Origin of the sequence: Aromatoleum evansii (genome assembly GCF_045689615.1) — a bacterium.
Lineage (GTDB): Bacteria > Pseudomonadota > Gammaproteobacteria > Burkholderiales > Rhodocyclaceae > Aromatoleum > Aromatoleum evansii.
Genome location: NZ_CP141259.1, coordinates 318,957 through 338,869, shown reverse-complemented (window position 1 = coordinate 338,869; position 19,913 = coordinate 318,957). Strand labels below are relative to the sequence as shown.

General features: G+C 66.2%; 22 protein-coding genes. 4 read left to right on the top strand and 18 right to left on the bottom strand.

Annotated features, from left to right (window positions below; all coding sequences use genetic code 11):
- From U5817_RS01385 to U5817_RS01370, 4 genes are all read left to right on the top strand, one after another.
- Positions 1–657: a tetratricopeptide repeat protein gene (locus U5817_RS01385; RefSeq protein ID WP_169130451.1), complete on the top strand. Its 657-nt coding sequence runs from the start codon at positions 1–3 to the stop codon at positions 655–657.
- On the top strand, positions 654–962 hold the full coding sequence (locus tag U5817_RS01380; protein ID WP_169130453.1) for a cytochrome c: 309 nt from the start codon (positions 654–656) through the stop codon (positions 960–962). Before U5817_RS01385 ends, U5817_RS01380 begins: the two co-directional genes overlap by 4 nt.
- Positions 959–2,032: a two-component regulator propeller domain-containing protein gene (locus tag U5817_RS01375; RefSeq protein ID WP_407279463.1), complete on the top strand. Its 1,074-nt coding sequence runs from the start codon at positions 959–961 to the stop codon at positions 2,030–2,032. Before U5817_RS01380 ends, U5817_RS01375 begins: the two co-directional genes overlap by 4 nt.
- A gap of 80 nt (positions 2,033–2,112) precedes the next feature.
- Positions 2,113–3,315, top strand: coding sequence for a two-component regulator propeller domain-containing protein (locus U5817_RS01370; protein ID WP_169130457.1), 1,203 nt, complete (start codon positions 2,113–2,115; stop codon positions 3,313–3,315).
- Positions 3,316–3,701: 386 nt separating this feature from the next.
- On the opposite strand, the gene ccmI is transcribed toward U5817_RS01370, so the two are convergent.
- From ccmI to U5817_RS01280, 18 genes are all read right to left on the bottom strand, one after another.
- Positions 3,702–4,973 carry a c-type cytochrome biogenesis protein CcmI gene (gene ccmI / locus U5817_RS01365; RefSeq protein ID WP_407279462.1) on the bottom strand — a complete coding sequence of 424 codons (1,272 nt, stop codon included), beginning with the start codon at positions 4,971–4,973 and terminating at the stop codon, positions 3,702–3,704.
- Positions 4,970–5,446: a cytochrome c-type biogenesis protein gene (locus U5817_RS01360; protein ID WP_169130546.1), complete on the bottom strand. Its 477-nt coding sequence runs from the start codon at positions 5,444–5,446 to the stop codon at positions 4,970–4,972. The genes ccmI and U5817_RS01360 overlap by 4 nt, the downstream gene beginning before the upstream one ends.
- Positions 5,447–5,450: 4 nt before the next feature.
- Positions 5,451–6,047: a DsbE family thiol:disulfide interchange protein gene (locus tag U5817_RS01355; protein WP_169130461.1), complete on the bottom strand. Its 597-nt coding sequence runs from the start codon at positions 6,045–6,047 to the stop codon at positions 5,451–5,453.
- Positions 6,048–6,055: 8 nt separating this feature from the next.
- A complete protein-coding gene (locus tag U5817_RS01350) occupies positions 6,056–8,029 on the bottom strand; it encodes a heme lyase CcmF/NrfE family subunit (RefSeq protein ID WP_169130463.1) in 1,974 nt (657 codons plus the stop codon).
- On the bottom strand, positions 8,026–8,472 hold the full coding sequence (gene ccmE / locus U5817_RS01345; RefSeq protein ID WP_169130465.1) for a cytochrome c maturation protein CcmE: 447 nt from the start codon (positions 8,470–8,472) through the stop codon (positions 8,026–8,028). Before ccmE ends, U5817_RS01350 begins: the two co-directional genes overlap by 4 nt.
- Positions 8,469–8,681 carry a heme exporter protein CcmD gene (gene ccmD, locus U5817_RS01340; RefSeq protein WP_169130467.1) on the bottom strand — a complete coding sequence of 71 codons (213 nt, stop codon included), beginning with the start codon at positions 8,679–8,681 and terminating at the stop codon, positions 8,469–8,471. The genes ccmE and ccmD overlap by 4 nt, the downstream gene beginning before the upstream one ends.
- Positions 8,681–9,445, bottom strand: a complete 765-nt coding sequence (gene ccmC, locus U5817_RS01335; RefSeq protein ID WP_407279461.1) for a heme ABC transporter permease CcmC — start codon at positions 9,443–9,445, stop codon at positions 8,681–8,683. Before ccmC ends, ccmD begins: the two co-directional genes overlap by 1 nt.
- 8 nt (positions 9,446–9,453) lie before the next feature.
- On the bottom strand, positions 9,454–10,131 hold the full coding sequence (ccmB, locus tag U5817_RS01330; protein WP_169130480.1) for a heme exporter protein CcmB: 678 nt from the start codon (positions 10,129–10,131) through the stop codon (positions 9,454–9,456).
- Entirely contained in the window at positions 10,128–10,754 is a 627-nt protein-coding gene (gene ccmA, locus U5817_RS01325; protein ID WP_169130482.1) for a cytochrome c biogenesis heme-transporting ATPase CcmA, read from the bottom strand. The genes ccmB and ccmA overlap by 4 nt, the downstream gene beginning before the upstream one ends.
- A 114-nt stretch (positions 10,755–10,868) precedes the next feature.
- Positions 10,869–11,507, bottom strand: coding sequence for a NapC/NirT family cytochrome c (locus U5817_RS01320; RefSeq protein WP_169130484.1), 639 nt, complete (start codon positions 11,505–11,507; stop codon positions 10,869–10,871).
- Between the two features lie 30 nt (positions 11,508–11,537).
- A complete protein-coding gene (locus U5817_RS01315) occupies positions 11,538–11,990 on the bottom strand; it encodes a nitrate reductase cytochrome c-type subunit (RefSeq protein WP_169130486.1) in 453 nt (150 codons plus the stop codon).
- Entirely contained in the window at positions 11,987–12,865 is an 879-nt protein-coding gene (gene napH / locus U5817_RS01310) for a quinol dehydrogenase ferredoxin subunit NapH (RefSeq protein WP_169130488.1), read from the bottom strand. The genes U5817_RS01315 and napH overlap by 4 nt, the downstream gene beginning before the upstream one ends.
- A complete protein-coding gene (gene napG, locus U5817_RS01305) occupies positions 12,862–13,731 on the bottom strand; it encodes a ferredoxin-type protein NapG (protein WP_169130490.1) in 870 nt (289 codons plus the stop codon). The genes napH and napG overlap by 4 nt, the downstream gene beginning before the upstream one ends.
- A 26-nt stretch (positions 13,732–13,757) precedes the next feature.
- Positions 13,758–16,310, bottom strand: a complete 2,553-nt coding sequence (napA, locus tag U5817_RS01300; protein WP_407279460.1) for a nitrate reductase catalytic subunit NapA — start codon at positions 16,308–16,310, stop codon at positions 13,758–13,760.
- 1 nt (position 16,311) lies between these two features.
- A complete protein-coding gene (locus U5817_RS01295) occupies positions 16,312–16,635 on the bottom strand; it encodes a chaperone NapD (RefSeq protein WP_169130494.1) in 324 nt (107 codons plus the stop codon).
- Positions 16,632–17,078, bottom strand: coding sequence for a ferredoxin-type protein NapF (gene napF / locus U5817_RS01290; RefSeq protein WP_407279459.1), 447 nt, complete (start codon positions 17,076–17,078; stop codon positions 16,632–16,634). Before napF ends, U5817_RS01295 begins: the two co-directional genes overlap by 4 nt.
- A 174-nt stretch (positions 17,079–17,252) precedes the next feature.
- On the bottom strand, positions 17,253–17,906 hold the full coding sequence (gene narL, locus U5817_RS01285; RefSeq protein ID WP_169130498.1) for a two-component system response regulator NarL: 654 nt from the start codon (positions 17,904–17,906) through the stop codon (positions 17,253–17,255).
- Entirely contained in the window at positions 17,903–19,852 is a 1,950-nt protein-coding gene (locus U5817_RS01280) for an ATP-binding protein (protein WP_407279458.1), read from the bottom strand. The genes narL and U5817_RS01280 overlap by 4 nt, the downstream gene beginning before the upstream one ends.
- Between the last annotated feature and the right edge of the window lie 61 nt (positions 19,853–19,913).

The window sequence follows — 19,913 nt, the reverse complement described above, 5'->3', positions numbered from 1 at the left end:
ATGAAATCTCTCGGAACTGGGAATTTGGTTCTCACTTTCAGACAGCTGTTTGCGACCTGCGCATTGCTCGTTGCGTCGTCGGTTGCCTATGGGAGCAGCGAGGACGACTACAAAAAGGGCTTGGCTGCCTACGATGCCGGCGACCTCGTCGGCGCGATGGTCCCACTGAAGCAGGCCGCGGACGAAGGCCACGCCGGCGCCCAGGCGCTTTACGGGACCATTCTCGACAGCGCGGAACTCGATGACCAGGCGGTGCTTTACTTACGTAAGTCTGCCGATCAGCAGAACTCGGAAGGCCAGTACGGTCTGGCCAAGATGTTCATGACAGGCGAAGGCGTCACCGCCGACTTCGGCGAAGCCAACAAGCTCATGCGCGCCGCGGCGGCGCAAGGACATCGCAGCGCCATCATCACGCTGGGTCTCGCCTATATCGCGGGTGACGCGCGTTTCGAGGCCAGTGACAAGACCAGCCCGGAAGCCCGCGACTTCATCCTCAAGGCAGGCGAGTTCGGAGAGCTTACAGCCGTCGAGGCGGTCGCTCGCGCCTACCGGGAAGGCGCCTTCGGCATCGCGCCCGACTCCGCCAAGGCCAAGGAATGGGACGAAAAGCTCGCCAAGATCCGTGGCGCGCAGCGCAAGAAGGGAGACAGGCGATGATCCGCTCAGCAGTCGCGCTCGTCTGCGCCGTGTTTTCCGTGCTCACGAGTCCCGCACAGGCGGCCAACGTGATGGCGGGCCAGCAGATCTACATGCAGTACTGCGTCGGTTGCCACGGCGTCGGAGGCCAGGCCGTGCTACCCAATGCACCGCACTTTTCCCGGGGTGAGCGGCTGATGCAACCCGATACCATGCTCATGATGTCCATCCGGACTGGCAAGCAGTCCATGCCTTCGTTCAACGGCATCCTTCGCGATCAGCAAATTCTTGACGTAATCGCCTATCTACGGACCCTTCAACGATGACCCTAGACCTGCAACACGCTCGGCGCGCTCTGGCCGCCGTCGGTTTGTCCCTCACCTGTTTCAGCAGCACCGCTCTCGCGCAGGCAACGGCCGCGGACTATCGCGTACGCGAGACGTTCAATGTCGGCGACACCGTGTACGTGCGTGCGCTGACCGCCGAAAAAAATACGATGTGGGTAGGCACCTCGGCCGGCGTGCATGAGATCGACCTCGCCACGCGAAAGCCGCGCAATACCTTCACCCGTGCCGACGGCCTGGCAAACGAATACGTGTTTGCGGTCGGCATCGACAGCCAGGGCTACAAGTGGTTCGGAACGAACGCCGGTGGGGCCTCGCGCTACAAGGACGGCAAGTGGAAGACCTATTTCCCCATGCACGGCCTGGCCGACTACTGGATCTACTCCTACGCCAATGACAAGGACGGCAACCTCTGGATCGGCACCTGGGCGGGCGTCAATCACTTCAACATCAAGACCGGGGAGTTCAAGAAGTACGTCAAGGAGCTGATCAACGAGTGGGTGTACGGGCTCGACGTGGATGCCAAGGGGCGCGCGTGGTTCGCGACCGAAGGCGGCGTGTCGATGTTCGACGGCAAGACCTGGAAGTCGTGGACCCACAAGGACGGCCTCGGCGCACCGAACGCAGACCAGCTCCCTGCGTCGAGCAATACCGGCCTCGGTACCCGTTCGCGCCACGACCTCACGACCATGGAACACGGTCAGCCGACCTACAACCCGAACTATTCCTTCGCAATGCATATCGACCCTCAGGGCAACGCATGGGTCGGCACATGGGGCGGCGGGGTCGCGCGCTTCGACGGGAAGACCTGGACGAACTACAACAGCAAGGACGGCCTCGTCGGGAATATCGTGTACTCGATCGCACAGGACAAGCAAGGCGTGTTCTGGTTCGGAACGGACAAGGGCGTATCGCGTTTCGACGGCAAGAAGTGGCAGTCATACACGACCAAGGAAGGCCTGCTTGATTCCCACGTCTATACGATCGCCGCTACCGACAACGGTGACATCTGGGTAGGCACACGTCGCGGCGTGGCAATCATCGGCAAGTAAATGAGCAATCAGACTCGTCCCGGCCCGGCTCGGATATCGCGCTCCGGACGACAATCGGAACTTAAAGTGGAGTCTTTCGCATGAGTTACAAAGTTGCAGCCGTCGCCACCATCGTCGGCGCCGTCGCGATCGTCGGCGCATATACGCTGGGCCAGCAGCAGAGCAAGGCGCCGTCGCCCGCACCCGTCGCCAGCGCACCGGCCGGCACCCACGCCGCGACCGGCGGACAGGAAGTTCGCGAAGGAAAGGTGGGCGTCGATCCGAACGAAAAATTCACCCACTTCCGCGTCGGCAACAAGAACGTAAAGAAGATCTATGCGGATCAGGGCGTAGTCTGGGTCGCCACCTCCGGCGGCGTCATCCGTTACGACACACGCACCGACAAGTTCAAGCTCTACGACAACCAGACCGGACTGCTGTCGAACGGCATGTTCTACGTTGGCCGCGTCCAGGGCAAGATCACCGTGGGTACGTACGGCGGCGGAATGTCCATGCTCGACGAGGCCACGGGCACCTGGGAAACCTACAACATCCCCGAGGGACTCGGAGATGCGTTCGTTTACGACGTGGTTGAAACGCGCACGGGCGACATCTGGATCGCCACCTGGTCCGGCGTGAATCGCGTGCGCGGCGGAAAGCTCAAGGATCCGTCGGCCTGGGAACTCTACACCGTCGAGAACACCGACGGCGGCCTGCCCAACGACTGGGTGTACGGCCTGGCGGAGGGCAAGAACGGCGAGATGTGGCTTGCCACCGAAGGCGGGATGGCACGCTTTGTCGAGGGCAAGTGGGATAACTGGAACCACGCACGCGGGATCGGGGCGGATTACGAGAGGGTGAAGCAGGCGATCACGTTCAAGAGCGACCCCGCGAAGGAATCGCTGCACCACGCGCAACAGAAGCGCGAGATGGGACTCGAAGGGATCGATCAGGCTTACAACCCGAACTACATCATCTCGCTGGTCGTCGACGCCGATGGCACCGTGTGGTCCGGCACCTGGGGTGGCGGCCTGGCCCACTTCGACGGCGAGAAGTGGACGAATTACACGACGACCGAAGGCCTGCCCGGCAACCATGTCTTCATGCTGCACCGCGATCAGCAGAACCGCCTGTGGGTGGGCACGAACAGCGGTCTTGCAGTCAAGGAAGGCAACCAGTTCCGCATCATGAAGTCTTCCGATGGCCTGTTCAACGACACCGTGTTCTCGATGACGACGACCAAGGAAGGCGACCTCTGGATCGGCAGCTACGGCGGGGTGGCGCATATCCGCCCGGCCAGCTGAGCCAGCGGTCAGACCCTTCACCGTATCACCAAGCCGCCCCAACACCCGGGGCGGCTTTTTTTCGCCCCGCGGATTGCTTGAAGCGACGACCGGCTGCCCTCGCTGCTCCGTGTCCGCAGCCTGACCAGCGCCCCCACCTGTCGTCCGGCTTGAGGCCGTTGAGGGCACAGGATCACGGGTTGTTGGCGGCATGGAGGATGCGGGCAGCGGCGACCCTCGACGAGGATTCGCGCGGTGCACCGGCGGACCGGATCGTCGCATCCGCCTTCGACGGTGTCGCCCGCGCGGGCGACGGCGAACGCTGGTCTCCCCCTGCCGGGCGCATAAACAAAAAGGGCGTGGCGCCGACGGCACCACGCCCTTACCCTTCGACGGTCGCTGGTGGCTTACTTGCGCACGCGGTCGATCACGATGCTGACGCCTTGGGCGTCGGGCGCGACGAGCACGGTCTGGCTCTCGAGATCGCCCGCAGCGGCGGTCGCGCCGCCTCCCTTCGAGACGCGTGCGCCGACGGCGATCTGTTCGGGCAACGGCCCCTGCGACATCCGCTGGGCGTTGGTGAAATCGAACTCGACCGGCAACTCGCCTGCACGCATGCGCAACGCGGCGATCGGCATTCCGCCCTGCAGCGGACGCGCGAACACGAAGACGGTCGCGTCGCTGCCGGCCTGCTGCACGAGCTCGGGTGCGAGACTCAGGCGACCGCGAAGCGTTAGAGGCGCCGAGGCGGCCGAGCCTTCATCGCGCGCAGCAGGCGCCCCGATTCCCGCCATCTGCGCACCCGCGGGCGGGTTCAAAGCGGCCATCCCGCCCTTGGCGCGAGCTTCGTTGATACTCGCGAGAATCGAGCTGTACGCACCGTCACCGGGCGACATGGAGGCGAGGATCTTCTCCCATTGAGCGGAGGCGGTCGCGTAGTCGTGCCGGACGAATGCCGAGGTGCCGGAGAGGGCCAGCGCCTTGACGTGATTCGGCGCCAGTTCGAGCGCGCGCGCGATGAGCCGGTCGGGGTCGCCCTCGAACTTGCGCCCGGCGGCGCCGGCCAGCAGGTCAGCCCAATCAGCGAGGATGTCCGGATGATCCGGGATCTTCGCGCCGATCTTGGCCCAGGTCGCCACGGCGCCCTGGAAATTCTGCATCACGGCAAACGAACGCCCGAGCATCATCCAGCCCTGCACGTCGTCAGGCTGACGCTCGAGCCGATCGGCAAGCTGAACCACCATTGCCTGCATCTGTTCGGGCGTGATCTGGTGACCGGCCTCGGGCGCAGGTCTGGCGCTGGCCGGATCCAGTCCTTCGGGCGTGCCGAGCACCAGGTACACCGCCACCGCAAGAACCGGGACGGCAAACACCACACCAAGTGCCCACCCACGCGCGGGGGCGACGTCGACGCCGGCCTCGGTGGTGCCGGCCTCCGTCAGCGCGCGCTGCTCGAGTTCCTCGCGGGAACGCTTGTAGTCGGCTTCCGCGATGCGGCCTGCGGCATGGTCGGCCTCGAGCTCGGCCAATTGTTCGCGCAGCACGATCAGTACGGTGCGGACCTGTTCCTGACGTGCAGCATGTTCGCGCGCCTTTGCGCCCGCGCCCAGCATGGGCGGGATCACGAGCAGCAGGGCGCCGGCCACCAGCAAGGTGGCCAGGATCAGGAAAACGGTCACGAGCGGGACTCCTGGGAAGGTTTGGCAGTGCCATCAAGCAGGGCGGCAGCGCGGGCATGCTCCTCCGCGCTCAGGGGCGGAGGAGCCTCGCGGACGCGCCTGCGCAGGCGCCAGCCGAGCCATCCGGCACCGGCGACGAGCAATAGCGCCGGCCCGAGCCAGAGCAGCATCGTCGTCGCATTGAACGGCGGCAGGTAGAGCACGAAATCGCCATAACGGGCGACGAGGTAGTCGACGACCGCCGCTTCGTCCTTGCCCGCGAGGAACTGCTCGCGGACCTGGTTGCGCAGGTCGACTGCCAGCGGAGCATTGGACTCCGCGATCGACTGGTTCTGGCAAACGAGGCAGCGCAGGTCGTGCGACAGGCGCATCACGCGCTCTTCGAGGGCGGGATCGTCGGCGACCGGCGCCGCTTCCCCGGCGTGGCCCGCGAAGGGCAGCGACAGCGCCGCAACAAGCGCCAGGCGGCGCATCAGCTCAGCTCGCACGTTGCAGCTCCGCAATCTTGGGCATCAGCACGTCGCGCAGCGACTCCGGCGTGATCGGTCCGATGTGCTTGTAACGGATCACACCCTGCTGGTCGATCAGGAAGGTTTCCGGAACACCGTAGACCCCATAGTCGATGCCGATGCGTCCATCAAGATCGACGGCCGACACCATGTACGGATCGCCGCCATGCTCGACGAGCCACTGGCGGGCGCGCTGGCGCGCCGTGGCCAGCTCGGTCGCGGGGTCCAGGCCCTTCACATCGAGCGCGCCGTCGCCGCGCACTTCCTTGTAGTTGAGGCCGATGATGGGCACCGGGCTGTTGCGGGCAAAATCGACCAGAACCGGATGCTCGTAGCGGCACGAAATGCACCACGAGGCCCAGACGTTGAGGAGCCACACGCGGCCCTTCAGGTCCTCCGGCGCAATGGTCTTGTCCTCGGCCTGCAGCTGCGGCACACGGAAGGCCGGCGCCGGCTTGCCGATCAGGGGCGAAGGGACCTCGCGCGGATTAAGTTTCAGGCCGTAGCCGAGAAAACCGGCCAGCAGCAGGAAGATGAACAGGGGTACTAGGAACTTCGCTTTCATGGAACCTCTCAGGCAACCTGGCGCGCCGCCCCGGCAGGGGCTTCGCGTTCGGCCAGACGGCGGTAGCGGCGGTCGGCAGCGGCGAAGATGCCGCCCAAGGCCATCAGGGTGCAGCCCAACCAGATCCAGCTGATGAACGGACGGTAGAACAGGCCCACGACCCAGGCGCCGTCCTCGAGCTGGTCGCCGAGGTTCACGTACACGTCGCGCAGCGGTCCGATGTCGATCGAGGCCTCGGTCATCGGCATGCCCTGCGCTTCGTAGAAACGCTTCTCGGGCGTGAGCGTCGCGAACGTGACACCGCCGCGGCTGACCTCAATCGTCGCGCGGGCCGCGGCGTAGTTCGGGCCGGGCGCATTGGCCACGCCGCGGAAAGTAAAGGTGTAGCCCGCCAGCTGCGCCGTGTCACCGGCCAGCATCTTGACCTGGATCTGGCTGTTCAGGCTGCCGACCATGGCGACGCCGATGATGAAGACGCCGATCCCCAGGTGCGCGAACCACATGCCCCACCACGCGGCGGGGATGCTGCGCAGGCGCGCCCCGGTGCCGGCACCGGCGCGATCCGCGAGGCGCTGCCAGAGGATCTGCACGCTACCGATCAGGACCCACGCCGCGAGCGACAGGCCCAGGACGGTGCGCCACGTGACATGGCCGATCGCAAAGGCGATACCGATGCCCAGGACGATGCTCGCGACCAGGCCCGGTCCGACCCTGCGCAGGATGCTGTGGCCGTCGTCGCCTTTCCAGCGCACGAAGGGGCCGATCATCATCAGCACGATCACCGGGGTCATCAGCGGCACGAACACGGTTTCGAAGTACGGAGGTCCGACCGAGATCTTGCCGAGGTTCAGCGCATCGACGAACAGGGGATAGAGCGTGCCGAGCAGCACGGAGCCGCAGGCGACCGACAGCAGGACGTTATTGCCGAGCAGCGAGGCTTCGCGCGAGACGAGGCTGAAGCTGCCGCCCCCGGCCAGGGTGGGCGCACGCCAGGCGAACAGGGCCAGCGAGATGCCGATCACGAGCACCAGAAGCACCAGCACGAACAATCCGCGCGCGGGGTCGGTGGCAAACGCATGCACCGAGGTGAGCACGCCCGAGCGGACGAGGAAGGTGCCCATCAGCGACAAGGAGAACGCGCCGATGGCGAGGAGGACGGTCCAGCTGCGGAAGGCGCCGCGCTTCTCGGTGACCGCCAGCGAGTGCATCAGGGCAGTGCCGAGCAGCCACGGCATGAACGAGGCGTTCTCGACCGGATCCCAGAACCACCAGCCGCCCCAGCCGAGCTCGTAGTAGGCCCAGCCCGAGCCGATGGCGATGCCGGCAGTGAGGAAGACCCACGCGACGGTGGTCCACGGACGCGACCAGCGCGCCCAGGCGGCATCCATGCGGCCGGACAGCAGCGCAGCGATCGCAAACGCGAAGGCAACCGAGAAGCCGACGTAGCCCATGTAGAGCAGCGGCGGATGGATGATCATGCCCGGATCCTGCAGCAGCGGATTGAGGTCTCGGCCTTCGGGTGCCCCGGGGAGGATGCGGTCGAACGGATTGGACGTGATCAGCAGGAACAGCAGGAACCCGGTGCTGACGAGACCCAGCACGCCGAGCACGCGTGCCATGAAGATCTCGGGCAGGTTGCGGCTGAACACGGTCACGGCAACCGTCCACAGCGCGAGCGACATCGCCCACAGCAACAGCGAGCCTTCGTGGTTGCCCCACACGCCGGTGATCTTGTAGATGACCGGGGTCAGCGAATGCGAGTTGCTGGCGGCGAGTTGCAGCGAGAAGTCGCTGTTGATGAAGGACCAGGTGAGGCAGCCGAAGGAGAACGCGATGAACAGGAACTGGCCCTGCGCTGCGGTGCGTCCGACGGACATCAGCGCGAGGCGGTTGCGGCTCGCGCCGACGAGCGGCACGACGCCCTGCACGACCGCGAGGATCAGCGCGAGGATGAGGGAAAAGTGGCCTAGTTCGGGAATCATTGCTTCACCGTCTTGGCGGCCTTCTGCGCCTGGTCGACCGCGTGCTGGGCTTCGGGCGGCATGTAGTTCTCGTCATGCTTGGCAAGCACTTCGGAGGCGGTGAACTGGCCGTCCGGGCTCATCTTGCCCTGCACGACCGCACCCTTGCCCTCGCTGAAGAGATCGGGCAGCGAACCCTTGTAGGTGACGGGGATGGCCTTCGCGGTGTCGGTGATCGCGAACTGCACGGTCACGCCGTCGGCGGCGCGCTTGATCGAGCCGGGTTCGACCAGACCGCCGATGCGGAAGGTGCGACCGGTCGGCGCCTTGCCTTCGGCCACCTCGGTGGGGGTGTGGAAGAACACGAGGTTCTCCTGGAACGCGGTGAGCACGAGGGCCACCGCTCCGATAAGCAGTGCGACGGCGCCGCCGAGCAGCATGAGCCGTTTGCTACGGGGTTTCATTCAACGATCTCCTCAAAAGCACGGCGCCCGCCCGCGCCGGCCGCACTGGCCCGACGCAGGCGCAACAGGCGCCGTACGGTATCCCTACGACGATGCACGACGAGGATCAGTTCCCCGACCACGAGCAACAGCGTCACGCCGTAACTGCCCCACACGAAGGGAGCGAATCCGCCCATGTCCCAGAAGGCGCTCCAGGATTCCCACTGCATCAGATCTTGCCCTCCAGCGCATTCAGTTCCGCAGCAACCCAATCGGTATGGCGCTCGCGTTCGAGGATCAGCGAGCGCACGCGCCACAGCGTGACCGCGATGGTGTAGGCCCACGCGGCGAGCGCCATGACCAGCATCCCGGTCAGCATGGTCGTCGCCATCGAAGGAGCCTTGTTGAGACTGACGGAAGCCCCCTGGTGCAGGGTGTTCCACCACTTCACCGAGAAATAGATGATGGGCACGTTGACCGCGCCGACGAGCGCGATGATCGCCCCGGCCTTGTCGGCGCGACGCGGGTCCTCGATCGCCCGGGTCAGTGCCATGAATCCCAAATACAGGAATAGGAGCAGCAATTGGGAAGTCAGGCGCGCGTCCCACACCCAGTAGGCCCCCCAGGTCGGCTTGCCCCACAGCGCACCGGTCCACAGCGCGACGAAGCAGAACATGGCGCCGGTCGGCGCGAGCGCCTGCGACATGATGAAGGACAGGCGCGTGTTCATGACCAGCCCGACGAAGGACCAGAAGGCCATGACGAGATAGACGAACATCGACATCCAGGCCGCGGCGACGTGGATGTAGATCACGCGGTAGACCTCGCCCTGCACGGCATCGGTCGGCGCGACGAAGAACCCCAGCCACATGCCGGCTGCGGCGAGGACCGCGGCGATGCCTGCGAACCAGGGGGCGAGCCTGCCGGCCAGCGGGTAGAACATCTGGGGAGCAGCAAAACGGAAGATGCTCTTGCTGCGTTCGGGCTTTTGCATGTCTTTCATCATTCAACCGCAATTCGGAGGGCTGCCGCACAGGCCAGCGGAGCAAGGGCCAGGGTAGCCAACAGGCCGCCACCTAGAAGCAAAAGATGTGCCTGCGCACCAACCCCGGACAGGTAGGCATCGACCGCCCCGGCGCCGAAGATCAGCACCGGCACGAAGAGCGGCAGCACCAGCAGCGCGAGCAACATGCCGCCACCGCGCAGCCCGAGGGTCAGCGCGGCACCGACCGCGCCGAGCAGCGCGAGGATCGGGGTTCCGAGCGCGAGGGACAGGACCAGCACCCCCAGCGCCCCCTGCTCCACGTCGAAGAGCAGCGCCAGGCCTGGCGCGACGACGACCAGCGGCAGGCCGGTGGCGATCCAGTGGGCGCTGATCTTGGCGACGACCCACAGGACGGTCGGCTCGGGCGTGAGCAGGAGCTGTTCGAGCGTGCCGTCGGCGTGATCCTGCGCGAACAGGCGGTGCAGGGACAGCAGGGTGGACAGCAGCGCCGCCACCCAGAGCACGCCCGGCGCGATGGCGCGCAGCTGGTTGGGCTCGGCGCCGACCCCGAAGGGGAACAGGCACACGACGACGACGAAGAACGCGAGCGTGACGAGGACGTCGGCCCGGCCGCGCCATGCAAGCAGGAGATCGCGGCCGAGGACCGCGGCGAAAGGACCCAGGGCGCGACTCAACAGGCTACCTCGGCAAGATCGAGCACCGTCGGGGCCTTGGCGAAGGGGGCATCCTGGTGGGTGGTGAGCACCACCATGCCGCCGGCGGCGCAATGTTCGGAGAGTGTGGAAGTGAGGTCGGCCACCGCAGCGACGTCGAGCGCCGTGAAGGGCTCGTCGAGAATCCACAGCTTGCGGTCGGCCTCGAGGAACAGGCGGGCCAGACCGACGCGCCGGCGCTGCCCCTGCGAGAGGACGCGCGCGGGCAGGTCGAGCTGCTGGGCGAGGCCGATTCGCACGAGGGCATCGATGCAGGCATCCTCATCGACCTTGTCGCCGCCGGAGGAACAGGCGAAGCGCAGGTTTTCAAGCGGCGAGAGCAGGTCGTTGAGCGCGGGAGCGTGCCCGAGGTACAGCAGGGAACGATGGTAGCTTTCGCGGTCGCGATTGATGGGGACGTCGTTCCAGAGGATTTCGCCGCTTTCGGGCATCGCCAGGCCGCACAGGATGCGCAGCAGGCTGGTCTTGCCGTATCCGTTGGGGCCGGCGACGCGCAGCAGGTCCCCCGGTGCGACCCGCAGGGAAAGGCCACGGAACAGCGGGCGGTCACCCTTCACGCAGGCGAGATCGTTGGCATAAAGCATGGGCGTGGATTTAACCACAGACGGGACCGATTCGGGAGCCCCGGAAATGGGAAAAACCGCGATTTCACCAATGGATAGATGAAATCGCGGCGGGACCGGCAGACCGCGGGAAGCTTACTCCTGCTTGGGCGCAACCGGCGGATGGAAGACCTCCGGCGCGACGCTTTCGCGCGCGGCACCGATGTCCTGCTCGATCGGCGGCAGGGAGTGGGCGATGCCCTTGTGGCAGTCGATGCAGGTCTTGCCTTCGGCCAAGCCGGCCTGGTGCGCCTTGTTCGAGCGGCGACCCTGCACGGAGTAGTCGAAGTACTCGTAGTTGTGGCAGTTGCGGCACTCCTGCGAGTTGTTCTTCTTCATGCGGCGCCATTCGTTCTGGGCGAGCTGGACGCGCTTGGCGTTGAACTTCTCGGGGGTGTCGATCGAGCCGAGCAGGTGGTGGAAGACTTCGTTGGACGCCTGGATCTTGCGGATGATCTTGGGAATCCATTCCTTGGGCACGTGGCAGTCCGGGCAGGTGGCGCGCACGCCGGTGCGGTTCTGGTAGTGAATGGTGTTGCGGTACTCCTTGAAGACGTTTTCCTTCATCTCGTGGCAGCCGATGCAGAAGGCTTCACGGTTGGTGAGTTCGAGCACCGTGTTGAAGCCGCCCCAGAAGATGATGCCGGCGACGAAGGCAATGCCGACGACGCCGAAGGCGAGGCGACGCAGGCGCTGCCACAGGCTGCCCTTCGCGTTGTTGTTGTCCTGGGTCATGTTGGTTCCCTGTCCTTTAGGCGTCGAGGATCAGCGCAGGCCCTCGGCGCGTTTGAAGTTGTTGTCGACCAGCGTCTTGGCGTCGGTCTGGGGAATGTGGCACTGCAGGCAGAAGTAGCGGCGCGGCGAAATGTTCGACAGTTCGCCGCCGTCGCGGTCCTTGAAGTGGGTGAGGCTTACCTTGGTCGCGTTGAACTCCTGGTAGCGGCTCCAGGCGTGGCAGTCCATGCACTTGTTGAAATTCTTGGTGACTTCGTAGCCCTCGACCTTGTGCGGGATCAAGGGCGGCTGCTGCACGTAGTCGCGCGCGATGGCCGGCCCGTCGGGCCGGATGTGCGCGGCCGGCGTGACCGGCTCGGCCGCGTCGACGGGTGCGCCGCGCAGACTCTGCACCTGCTGGGCGAAGGCGGCCTGTCCGCCGAGAAAACCGAAACTCACGGCGGCAACGAGCGCCAGCGTCAGGTTACGGGTCTGTTTTTTCATGACTCGCTCCTATCAAATCGGGTCGTGATTCGAAAAACGTTCTTGCCGCATACATCGACGCAGCGGCCACAGTTGGTGCAGTTGCGGTCGAGGATGACGGGATGGTCCTGGCCGGCCGCCTTGAGGGCGGGGCGGATGACCTGGGGTTCGGGACACACGGCGAAGCAGTCCATGCAGTCGTCGCAGGCGCTGCGCCGGGCGGCGCTGACGCGGACCAGCGCGGTGCTGCCGAGCAGGCTGTAGAAGGCGCCCATCGGGCAGAGGTGGCCGCACCAGCCGCGCGTGGCGATGAGCAGGTCGTAGAGGAAGACGCCGCCGACGATGCCCCACGCGAGGCCGAAGCCGAAGATGAGGCCGCGATGCAGCATCGACACCGGATTGACCCATTCCCACGCGAGACTGCCGGTAAAGAACGCCGCCACCAGCATGAAGCCGAGCAGCCAGTAGCGGGTGTCGCCGGAGGGGATCTTGCCGCCCTTGAGGCCGAGGCGCCGGCGCAGCCAGGCGGCAGCGTCGGTGACGAGGTTCATCGGGCACACCCAGGAGCAGAACACGCGGCCGCCGGCGAGGAGGTAGAAGGCGACGACGATGCCGGCGCCGATCAGGGCCTCCTTGTACGGGAGCGTTCCGGCCGCGAGCGACTGTGCGAGCAGGAAGGGATCGGTGAGCGGCAGCACCTCGAGCGTGAGGCTGGACGAGAGGTTGCCCTTGACGATCCACACCCCGAACCACGGGCCGGCGAGGAACAGCGCGAGGATGCCGAGCTGCGACAGGCGGCGCAGGACGAGCCACTTGTGTGCGCCCAGCCAGCCCTTGCCGGCGATGGCTTCGGCGCCGATGCGCGGACGTGCGGCCTTGGTCGTGGTGGCGCTCATGGCTTCCACCCCGAGTCGAGACCGCTGTCCGGCCGGGCTGGCGTGGCAGGTGCAGGAGCCGGCCCCTGCCCCGGCAGCACGCGCGTGTCGCCGTAGGACTTGCCTTCGAGGCCGCGCACGGGCAGTTCGATCTGCTCGCCGATCAGGGACTGGCCTGCGGCTTCCTTCTCTTCCCAGCCCTTGCGGTAGTGCTCCGCCTTCGAGCCCTGCGCGAGCCTGACCGGCAGCACCTTGATCGCCGCTTCGCCCGGCAGCACGCAGGATTTCTCGCACTTGCCGCAGCCGGTGCAGTAGTCGGAATGCACTGTGGGCAGCAGCATCGCGTGGCGGTCGGAGCGCGGATTGTGCTGGCGTTCCAGGGTGATCGCCTTGTCGATGACCGGGCACACGCGATAGCAGACGTCGCAGCGCAGACCGAGGAAGTTGAGGCAGGTCTCGTGGTCGATCAGCACCGCGAGACCCATGCGCGCCTTGCCGATGTCGGTGAGGCTGCGGTCGAGCGCTCCGGTCGGGCATGCGACGACACAGGGAATGTCCTCGCACATCTCGCACGGGACCTGCCGTGCGGCGAAGTACGGGGTACCGGTCGCGACGCCGTCGCCCAGTTCGGCAAGCCTCAGCGTGTCATACGGACAGTCGCGCACGCACAGGCCGCAGCGCACGCAGGCGGCGAGGAAGTCACCTTCCGCCAGGGCGCCGGGCGGACGCAGGGCGACCGCGGGCAGGGCGCTCGCCTGCTTCGCGTACAGGCCGACGCCGAGCGACAGCAGGCAGGCGCCGCCCGCCACCCCCGCCACTTCCCGGAGGAAGCGGCGGCGGGGCGAGGTGCCTCCCTGGCCGACCGGCTTGTCCTGCATGTCACCCATGATCCGCGCTCCGCTGCCCTATTCCGTCAGACCTTGAGGACCTTGACGGCGCACTTCTTGAAGTCCGTTTCCTTCGAGATCGGGCAGGTGGCGTCGAGCGTGAGCTTGTTCACCAGGCGCCCTTCGTCGAAGAACGGGATGAAGATGAGACCGACCGGCGGCTTGTTGCGACCGCGGGTTTCCAGGCGCGCGGTGATCTCGCCGCGGCGCGAGGCGACCTTGACCATCATGCCGCGCTGCAGGCCGCGCTTGGTGGCGTCGTCCGGGTGCATGAAGATCTGCGCCTCGGGCACCGAGCGGTGCAGCTCGGGCACGCGGCGGGTCATCGTGCCGGTGTGCCAGTGCTCGAGCACGCGGCCGGTGCACAGCCACATGTCGAATTCCTTGTCCGGCATCTCGGGCGGATCCTGGTAGGGCAGCGCGAAGATCACTGCCTTGCCGTCCTTGTGGCCGTAGAACTTCACACCCTCGCCGGTCTTGACGTAGGGGTCGTAGCCTTCGCGGAAACGCCACAGGGTTTCCTTGCCCTCGACGACCGGCCAGCGCAGACCGCGCGCCTTGTGGTACATGGCGAAGTCGGCGAGGTCATGGCCGTGGCCGCGACCGAACTGGGCGTATTCCTCGAACAGGCCCTTCTGCAGATAGAAGCCGAGTTCCTTGGACTCGTCGTTCATGTAGCCGGGGATCGCATGCGCGTTGGCCTTCTCGACGTCGGCGAGGGGGAACTTGTTGACCGAGCCGTTCTTGTACAGCACGTCGAACAGGGTCTTGCCCTTGTACTCGGGCTTCTTCGCGATGAGCTCGGCGGGCCACACGTCCTCGACCTTGAAGCGCTTGGAGAACTCGATGAGCTGCCACAGGTCGGACTTCGCCTGGCCCGGCGCGGATACTTGCTGGCGCCAGAACTGCGTGCGGCGCTCGGCGTTGCCGAAGGCGCCTTCCTTCTCCGCCCACATCGCGGCGGGCAGGATCAGGTCGGCGGACAGCGCAGACACGGTCGGATAGCAGTCGGAGACGACGACGAAGGCTTCCGGGTTGCGCCAACCGGGGTAGATCTCGCCGTTGACGTTCGGGCCGGCCTGCATGTTGTTGGTGGTGCTGGTCCAGTAGCACTTGATCTTGCCGTCCTTGAGCGCGCGGCTCTGGGCAACGGCGTGGTAGCCGATCTTCTCGGGAATCGTCCCTTCGGGCAGCTGCCAGATCTTCTCGGTGATCGCGCGGTGCATCGGGTTGGTGACGACCATGTCGGCCGGCAGGCGGTGCGCGAAGGTGCCGACCTCGCGCGCGGTGCCGCAGGCGGAGGGCTGGCCGGTGAGCGAGAACGGGCTGTTGCCGGGCTCGGAGATCTTGCCCGTCAGCAGGTGCACGTTGTAGATCATGTTGTTCACCCACGTGCCGCGGGTGTGCTGGTTGAAGCCCATGGTCCAGAACGAGACAACCTTCTTGTTCGGATCGGCGTAGAGCTTGGCCATGCGCTCGAGGCGATCGACGGGGACGCCCGAGAGCTTCGACACTTTCTCGGCGGTGTACTCGGACACGAACTTGGCGAATTCCTCGAAGCTGATGTCGGTCGCCGCGCCGGTGTTGCCCTTGGGCTTGCCGTCGGCGCCGGGATAGCCGTTGTTGGTGGCGTTGGCTTCGAGGGCGTGGTTCGGACGCAGGCCGAATCCGATGTCGGTCTCGCCCTTCTTGAAGTTGACCCGCGTCTTGATGAACTCGGTGTTAACTTTCTTGTTCTGGATGATGTAGTTGCAGATGTAGTTGAGGATCGCCAGATCGGTGTTGGGCACGAAGATCATGCCGTTGTCGGCGAGCTCGAAGGAGCGGTGCTCGAAGGTCGACAGCACGTGCACTTCGCTGCCTTCCTTGGACAGGCGGCGGTCGGTGATGCGCGACCACAGGATGGGGTGCATTTCCGCCATGTTCGAGCCCCACAGCACGAAACCGTCGGCGTTCTCGATGTCGTCGTAGCAGCCCATTGGCTCGTCGATACCGAAGGTGCGCATGAAGCCCGCGACCGCGGAGGCCATGCAGTGGCGCGCGTTGGGGTCGAGGTTGTTGCTGCGCAGCCCGGCCTTGTGCAGCTTGGCCGCGGCATAGCCTTCCCAGATGGTCCACTGGCCGGAGCCGAACATCGCGACGGAATCGTTTCCGTGCTGCTTGATCGCGGCCTTCCATTTCTCGGCCATGATGTCGAAGGCCTGGTCCCACGTGACGGGCGCGAACTCGCCGTTCTTGTCGTACTTGCCGTTCTTCATGCGCAGCAGGGGCTTGGTGAGCCGGTCGTTGCCGTACATGATCTTCGACAGGAAGTAGCCCTTGATGCAGTTCAGGCCGCGGTTGACGGGCGAGTCGGGGTCGCCCTGGGTGGCGACGACGCGGCCGTTCTGCACGCCGACGAGCACCGAGCAGCCGGTGCCGCAGAAGCGGCAGGCGGCCTTGTCCCAGCGCACCTTCGTGGAGGCGTTGCCGGCGGGCTGGGCCTGCGCCTGGGCCACCACCGGGATGCCGATGCCGGCGGTCGCCGCGGCGGCCGCGATGGCATTGGTCTTGATGAATTCGCGTCTATCCATGGTCATTTCAAGCCTCCTTGTCCTGAGCGCTGCCGATTCGGTCCGCCGCGAGCGGCAGGCCCGGTATCGGTTCCGGGTGTTCCAATTCGTTGTCCAAACCTTCATCCGTATATTCGTAGGCCAGCGTCACGCCGAGCGCGTGCGGAGCCAGGTTGACCGCCAGCAGCGAGTCGGTCATCGCGTAGCCCTCGCCGTCCTCGACGGTGACGATGACGCGTCCGAGCTCGGCGCTGGCGCCGTGCAGCTCGACGCCCGGAATCTTCTGCAGCGCATCCTTGAGCACCTCGATGTGCTCGGGAGCGACCCGAACGACGAGACTTGCGATCTTCATACCGACATCTCCACTTCATCCTTCATTGCAATGGCGCCGGCCGGACAGGGCGCCAGGCAGCCGCCACAGCCGGTGCAGCCGGCGGCGTCGAACAGGGGCTGCGCGACACCACCGAGGCTGGGCCGGAAGCGGATCGCCGCCACGCCGCATACTTCGCCGCACACGCGGCATTCCACCCCGCGCCGCGCGAGGCAGGCATCGCCGATCGCCGCCTTGAGCCGCCACGGCGCTGCCGCAACGTCATCCCGCCGCAGCGCGCGCGGCTTGCAGGCCGACGCGCAGTCGCCGCAGAAGCTGCATTCACCCCGACTGAAATCGACAGCTGGATAGCCGCCCGCACTGGCCACGAGAATCGCGGGGGGGCAGGCCTTCAGGCAGTCTCCGCAGCGCGTGCAGGCGTCCTCGAACCCGCCGTCCGGAACCGCCCAGGGCGGGCGCTGCATGTCGGCATCGGAACCGAAACGGCCCCTGAGAAAACCACGGCGTGAAGTCGACATGAAACGAGCGCAATACCCTGAAACATCCATGGTTTTCATTGGACACGTGCGGGAAGCGCCGAACCTTGACTGCTGTCAAGATGGGAACGACTCTCATCTGGAGTCGTTCGGACAAGCGGATCAGCGTTCGCTGCGCATGTGTTCGACCGCCCACACGGCAGCCTCGACGCGCGAACGGAAATTGAGCTTGCGCAACAGGTGCTTGACGTGGACCTTCACGGTGCCTTCGGCGATGTTCAGTTCGCGGGCGATCTGCTTGTTGGACAGGCCGCCGGCGATGCACTCGAGGATGCCCTGCTCGCGCTCGGTGAGTCCGGCCGCCGATGCGCTCTCGGGGCGTTTGTCGTCGCGCAGGGCGGCGGCCAGCAGGTGCGTGAGGGCGTCGGAGACGACGATGCGCCCGGCTGCGGCGGCGTGCAGCGCCGCCACCATCTCCTCGGGCTCCATGTCCTTGAGCAGATAGCCGTCGGCACCGGCACGCAAGGCGGCGACGAGGTCGTCGGCAGCGTCCGAGACGGTGACCATCACGACGCGGGTGTCGAGATCGGCCTGCTTCACGAAGCGCAGCACCTCCAGCCCGGACATGTCCTTCATGTTGAGGTCGAGCAGCAGCAGGTCGGGGCGCAGGTGCAGGATCTGGCGGATGCCTTCCTTCCCGTCCGCGGCCTCGGCCACGAGCTGGAACCCGGGCACGGTGCGCAGCAGCTGGATCAAGCCTTTGCGGAACAGGGGGTGGTCGTCGATGATGATGACGCGTTGCGGAGTTTCGCTCATTTGCCTTCCACGGCGATGGATATCTGGGGGCGCACCGGGGCCGCTTCGGGCATGAAACGCACGACGATGCGCGTGCCGCCGCCCGGGCGGTTCTGCACTTCGAACGAGCCGCCAAGCCCGCGCGCGCGCTCGGCCATGATCGTAAGGCCGAAATGCTGCGCCGCGACCTGGGCGCCGTCCCCCACGCCGCAGCCGTCGTCCTCGACGACGACCTCGATCTCTCCGCGGGGGGTGCGCGCGAGCGCGACGCGGATATCGGTCGCCTGCGCATGGCGCACCGCGTTGGACAAGGCCTCGCGGACAATGTGCAGGACATGGATCTCCTGGTTCGGATTGAGATGCCCGCCCGCCAGATCGAGCTCGAGCGCGATCGGCAGGCCGCTGCGCGCGGCGAACTCGGACACGGTATTGCCGAGCAGGCGCGCGAAGTCGCCCTCGATGCGCAGGCGGAAGCTGGTCAGCAGTTCGCGCAACTGACGGTAGGCGGCGTTGATGCCTTCGCGCAGATCGCCAAGGATGGGCGCGGCATCTTCGCGCAGCTGCGACCCGGCCAGCGCCGAGGACAGCAGGCTCACCTGGATCTTCATGAAGGACAGCGACTGCGCGAGTGAATCGTGCAGTTCGCGGGCAATGATCGAACGTTCCTCCTGCAGCGAGAGCAGACGCTCGCGCTCGCTCTGGCGCGAGATGCCGAGCGCTATACCCATGTGGCGCGACACGGCCTCGAGCAGGTCGCGCTCCCATTCCGCCAGCCGATGCCCTGGCGGCAAGGCGAGGCGCAGCATTCCGTAGTGCCGCTCGGCGTCGCGCAGCGGCACCAACAACACATCGACATCGCCCTCGCGATGGTAGCTCCACGGCGCCGCACGCCCCGAGCAGCGCGCACAACTCTCGCTGCCCGACACGCGTTCGGCGCATTCACCCATCGTCGAGGCGATCACCGATGCGGGCCCGCCGTGCTTGGGCTCGATGCAGATGAAGCTCCCCGTGAGCCCCAGGGTCTGCTCGAGATCCTGCAGCGTTTCGGAATAGGTCTCGCTGCTGGCGGGTGCGTGGTACAGGCGCGCGATCACGTAGTACAGGAGTTCGAGCGCACGGTTGCTGCGAGTGAGGTCGGCAGTCTTCTTCTCCACACGCGCCTCGAGTTCGCGGTAGGCCACCGATAGCTCGTCGGCCATCGCATTGAACGCGTCCCCCACCCGCCCCAGTTCGTCCGGCCCGGTGTAGCGGCTGCGCGCGCCGAAGTCGCCCCGGGCGATGCGGGCCGCGCAGGCGCGCAAGTCGGTCAGCGGACCGAGCACCCCCCGGCGCAACACGGCCAGCGCCGCGGCGATGACGAACACCAGCAGCGCGAGCGCGGCGCCCAGCATCGTGCGCAGCTGGCCGATGCGCGACTCGGCCTCGTGCTCGAGCACCGCCACCAGCGTATTGATCTCCTCGGCAAACGCATCGACGTCGGCGAGCAGCGCGCGATAGTGCGCCGTCGCGAGCGGATCGTCCGCTCGCGCCTCGGGGATGTGCAGCAGGCTGGGGCGGATGCGCGTCGTCCAGCCGGCCTCGATGCCACGGAAGATCGATGCGAAGACGCTGCTCGGCTGGCGCTCGAGCACAGTGGCGATGACGGGGCTGTCCAGCGCAGCCTCGAACTGGGCAACCGCGTTGCGAACCGCGCCCTGATCCGCAGCCCCCATGCCGCGCGCCACCGCCAGGCCGCCGGCCCGGTGGGCGAGGCGGCGCAGGCTGCCCGCGACGTTCACGGCGCTGGCGCTCCCCTGTACCGACTCGACGACGACGACCGACACGCCGATGCCGGCGACCCCGATGAGGGCGACCGCAAAGAAGGCCAGCAGGAGAAGCAGCAGCACGGCGCGGCCGGCGATCATGTGCCACATGCGCAGGGCCAGTCCGCGCCATCCACGCCCGGACGCAGCCGCCGCTGGATTCATGGGAGATACCTCCATATACCCCGATCCGTAACCGGATATTTCCCGTTCAAAAAAAAGCCAT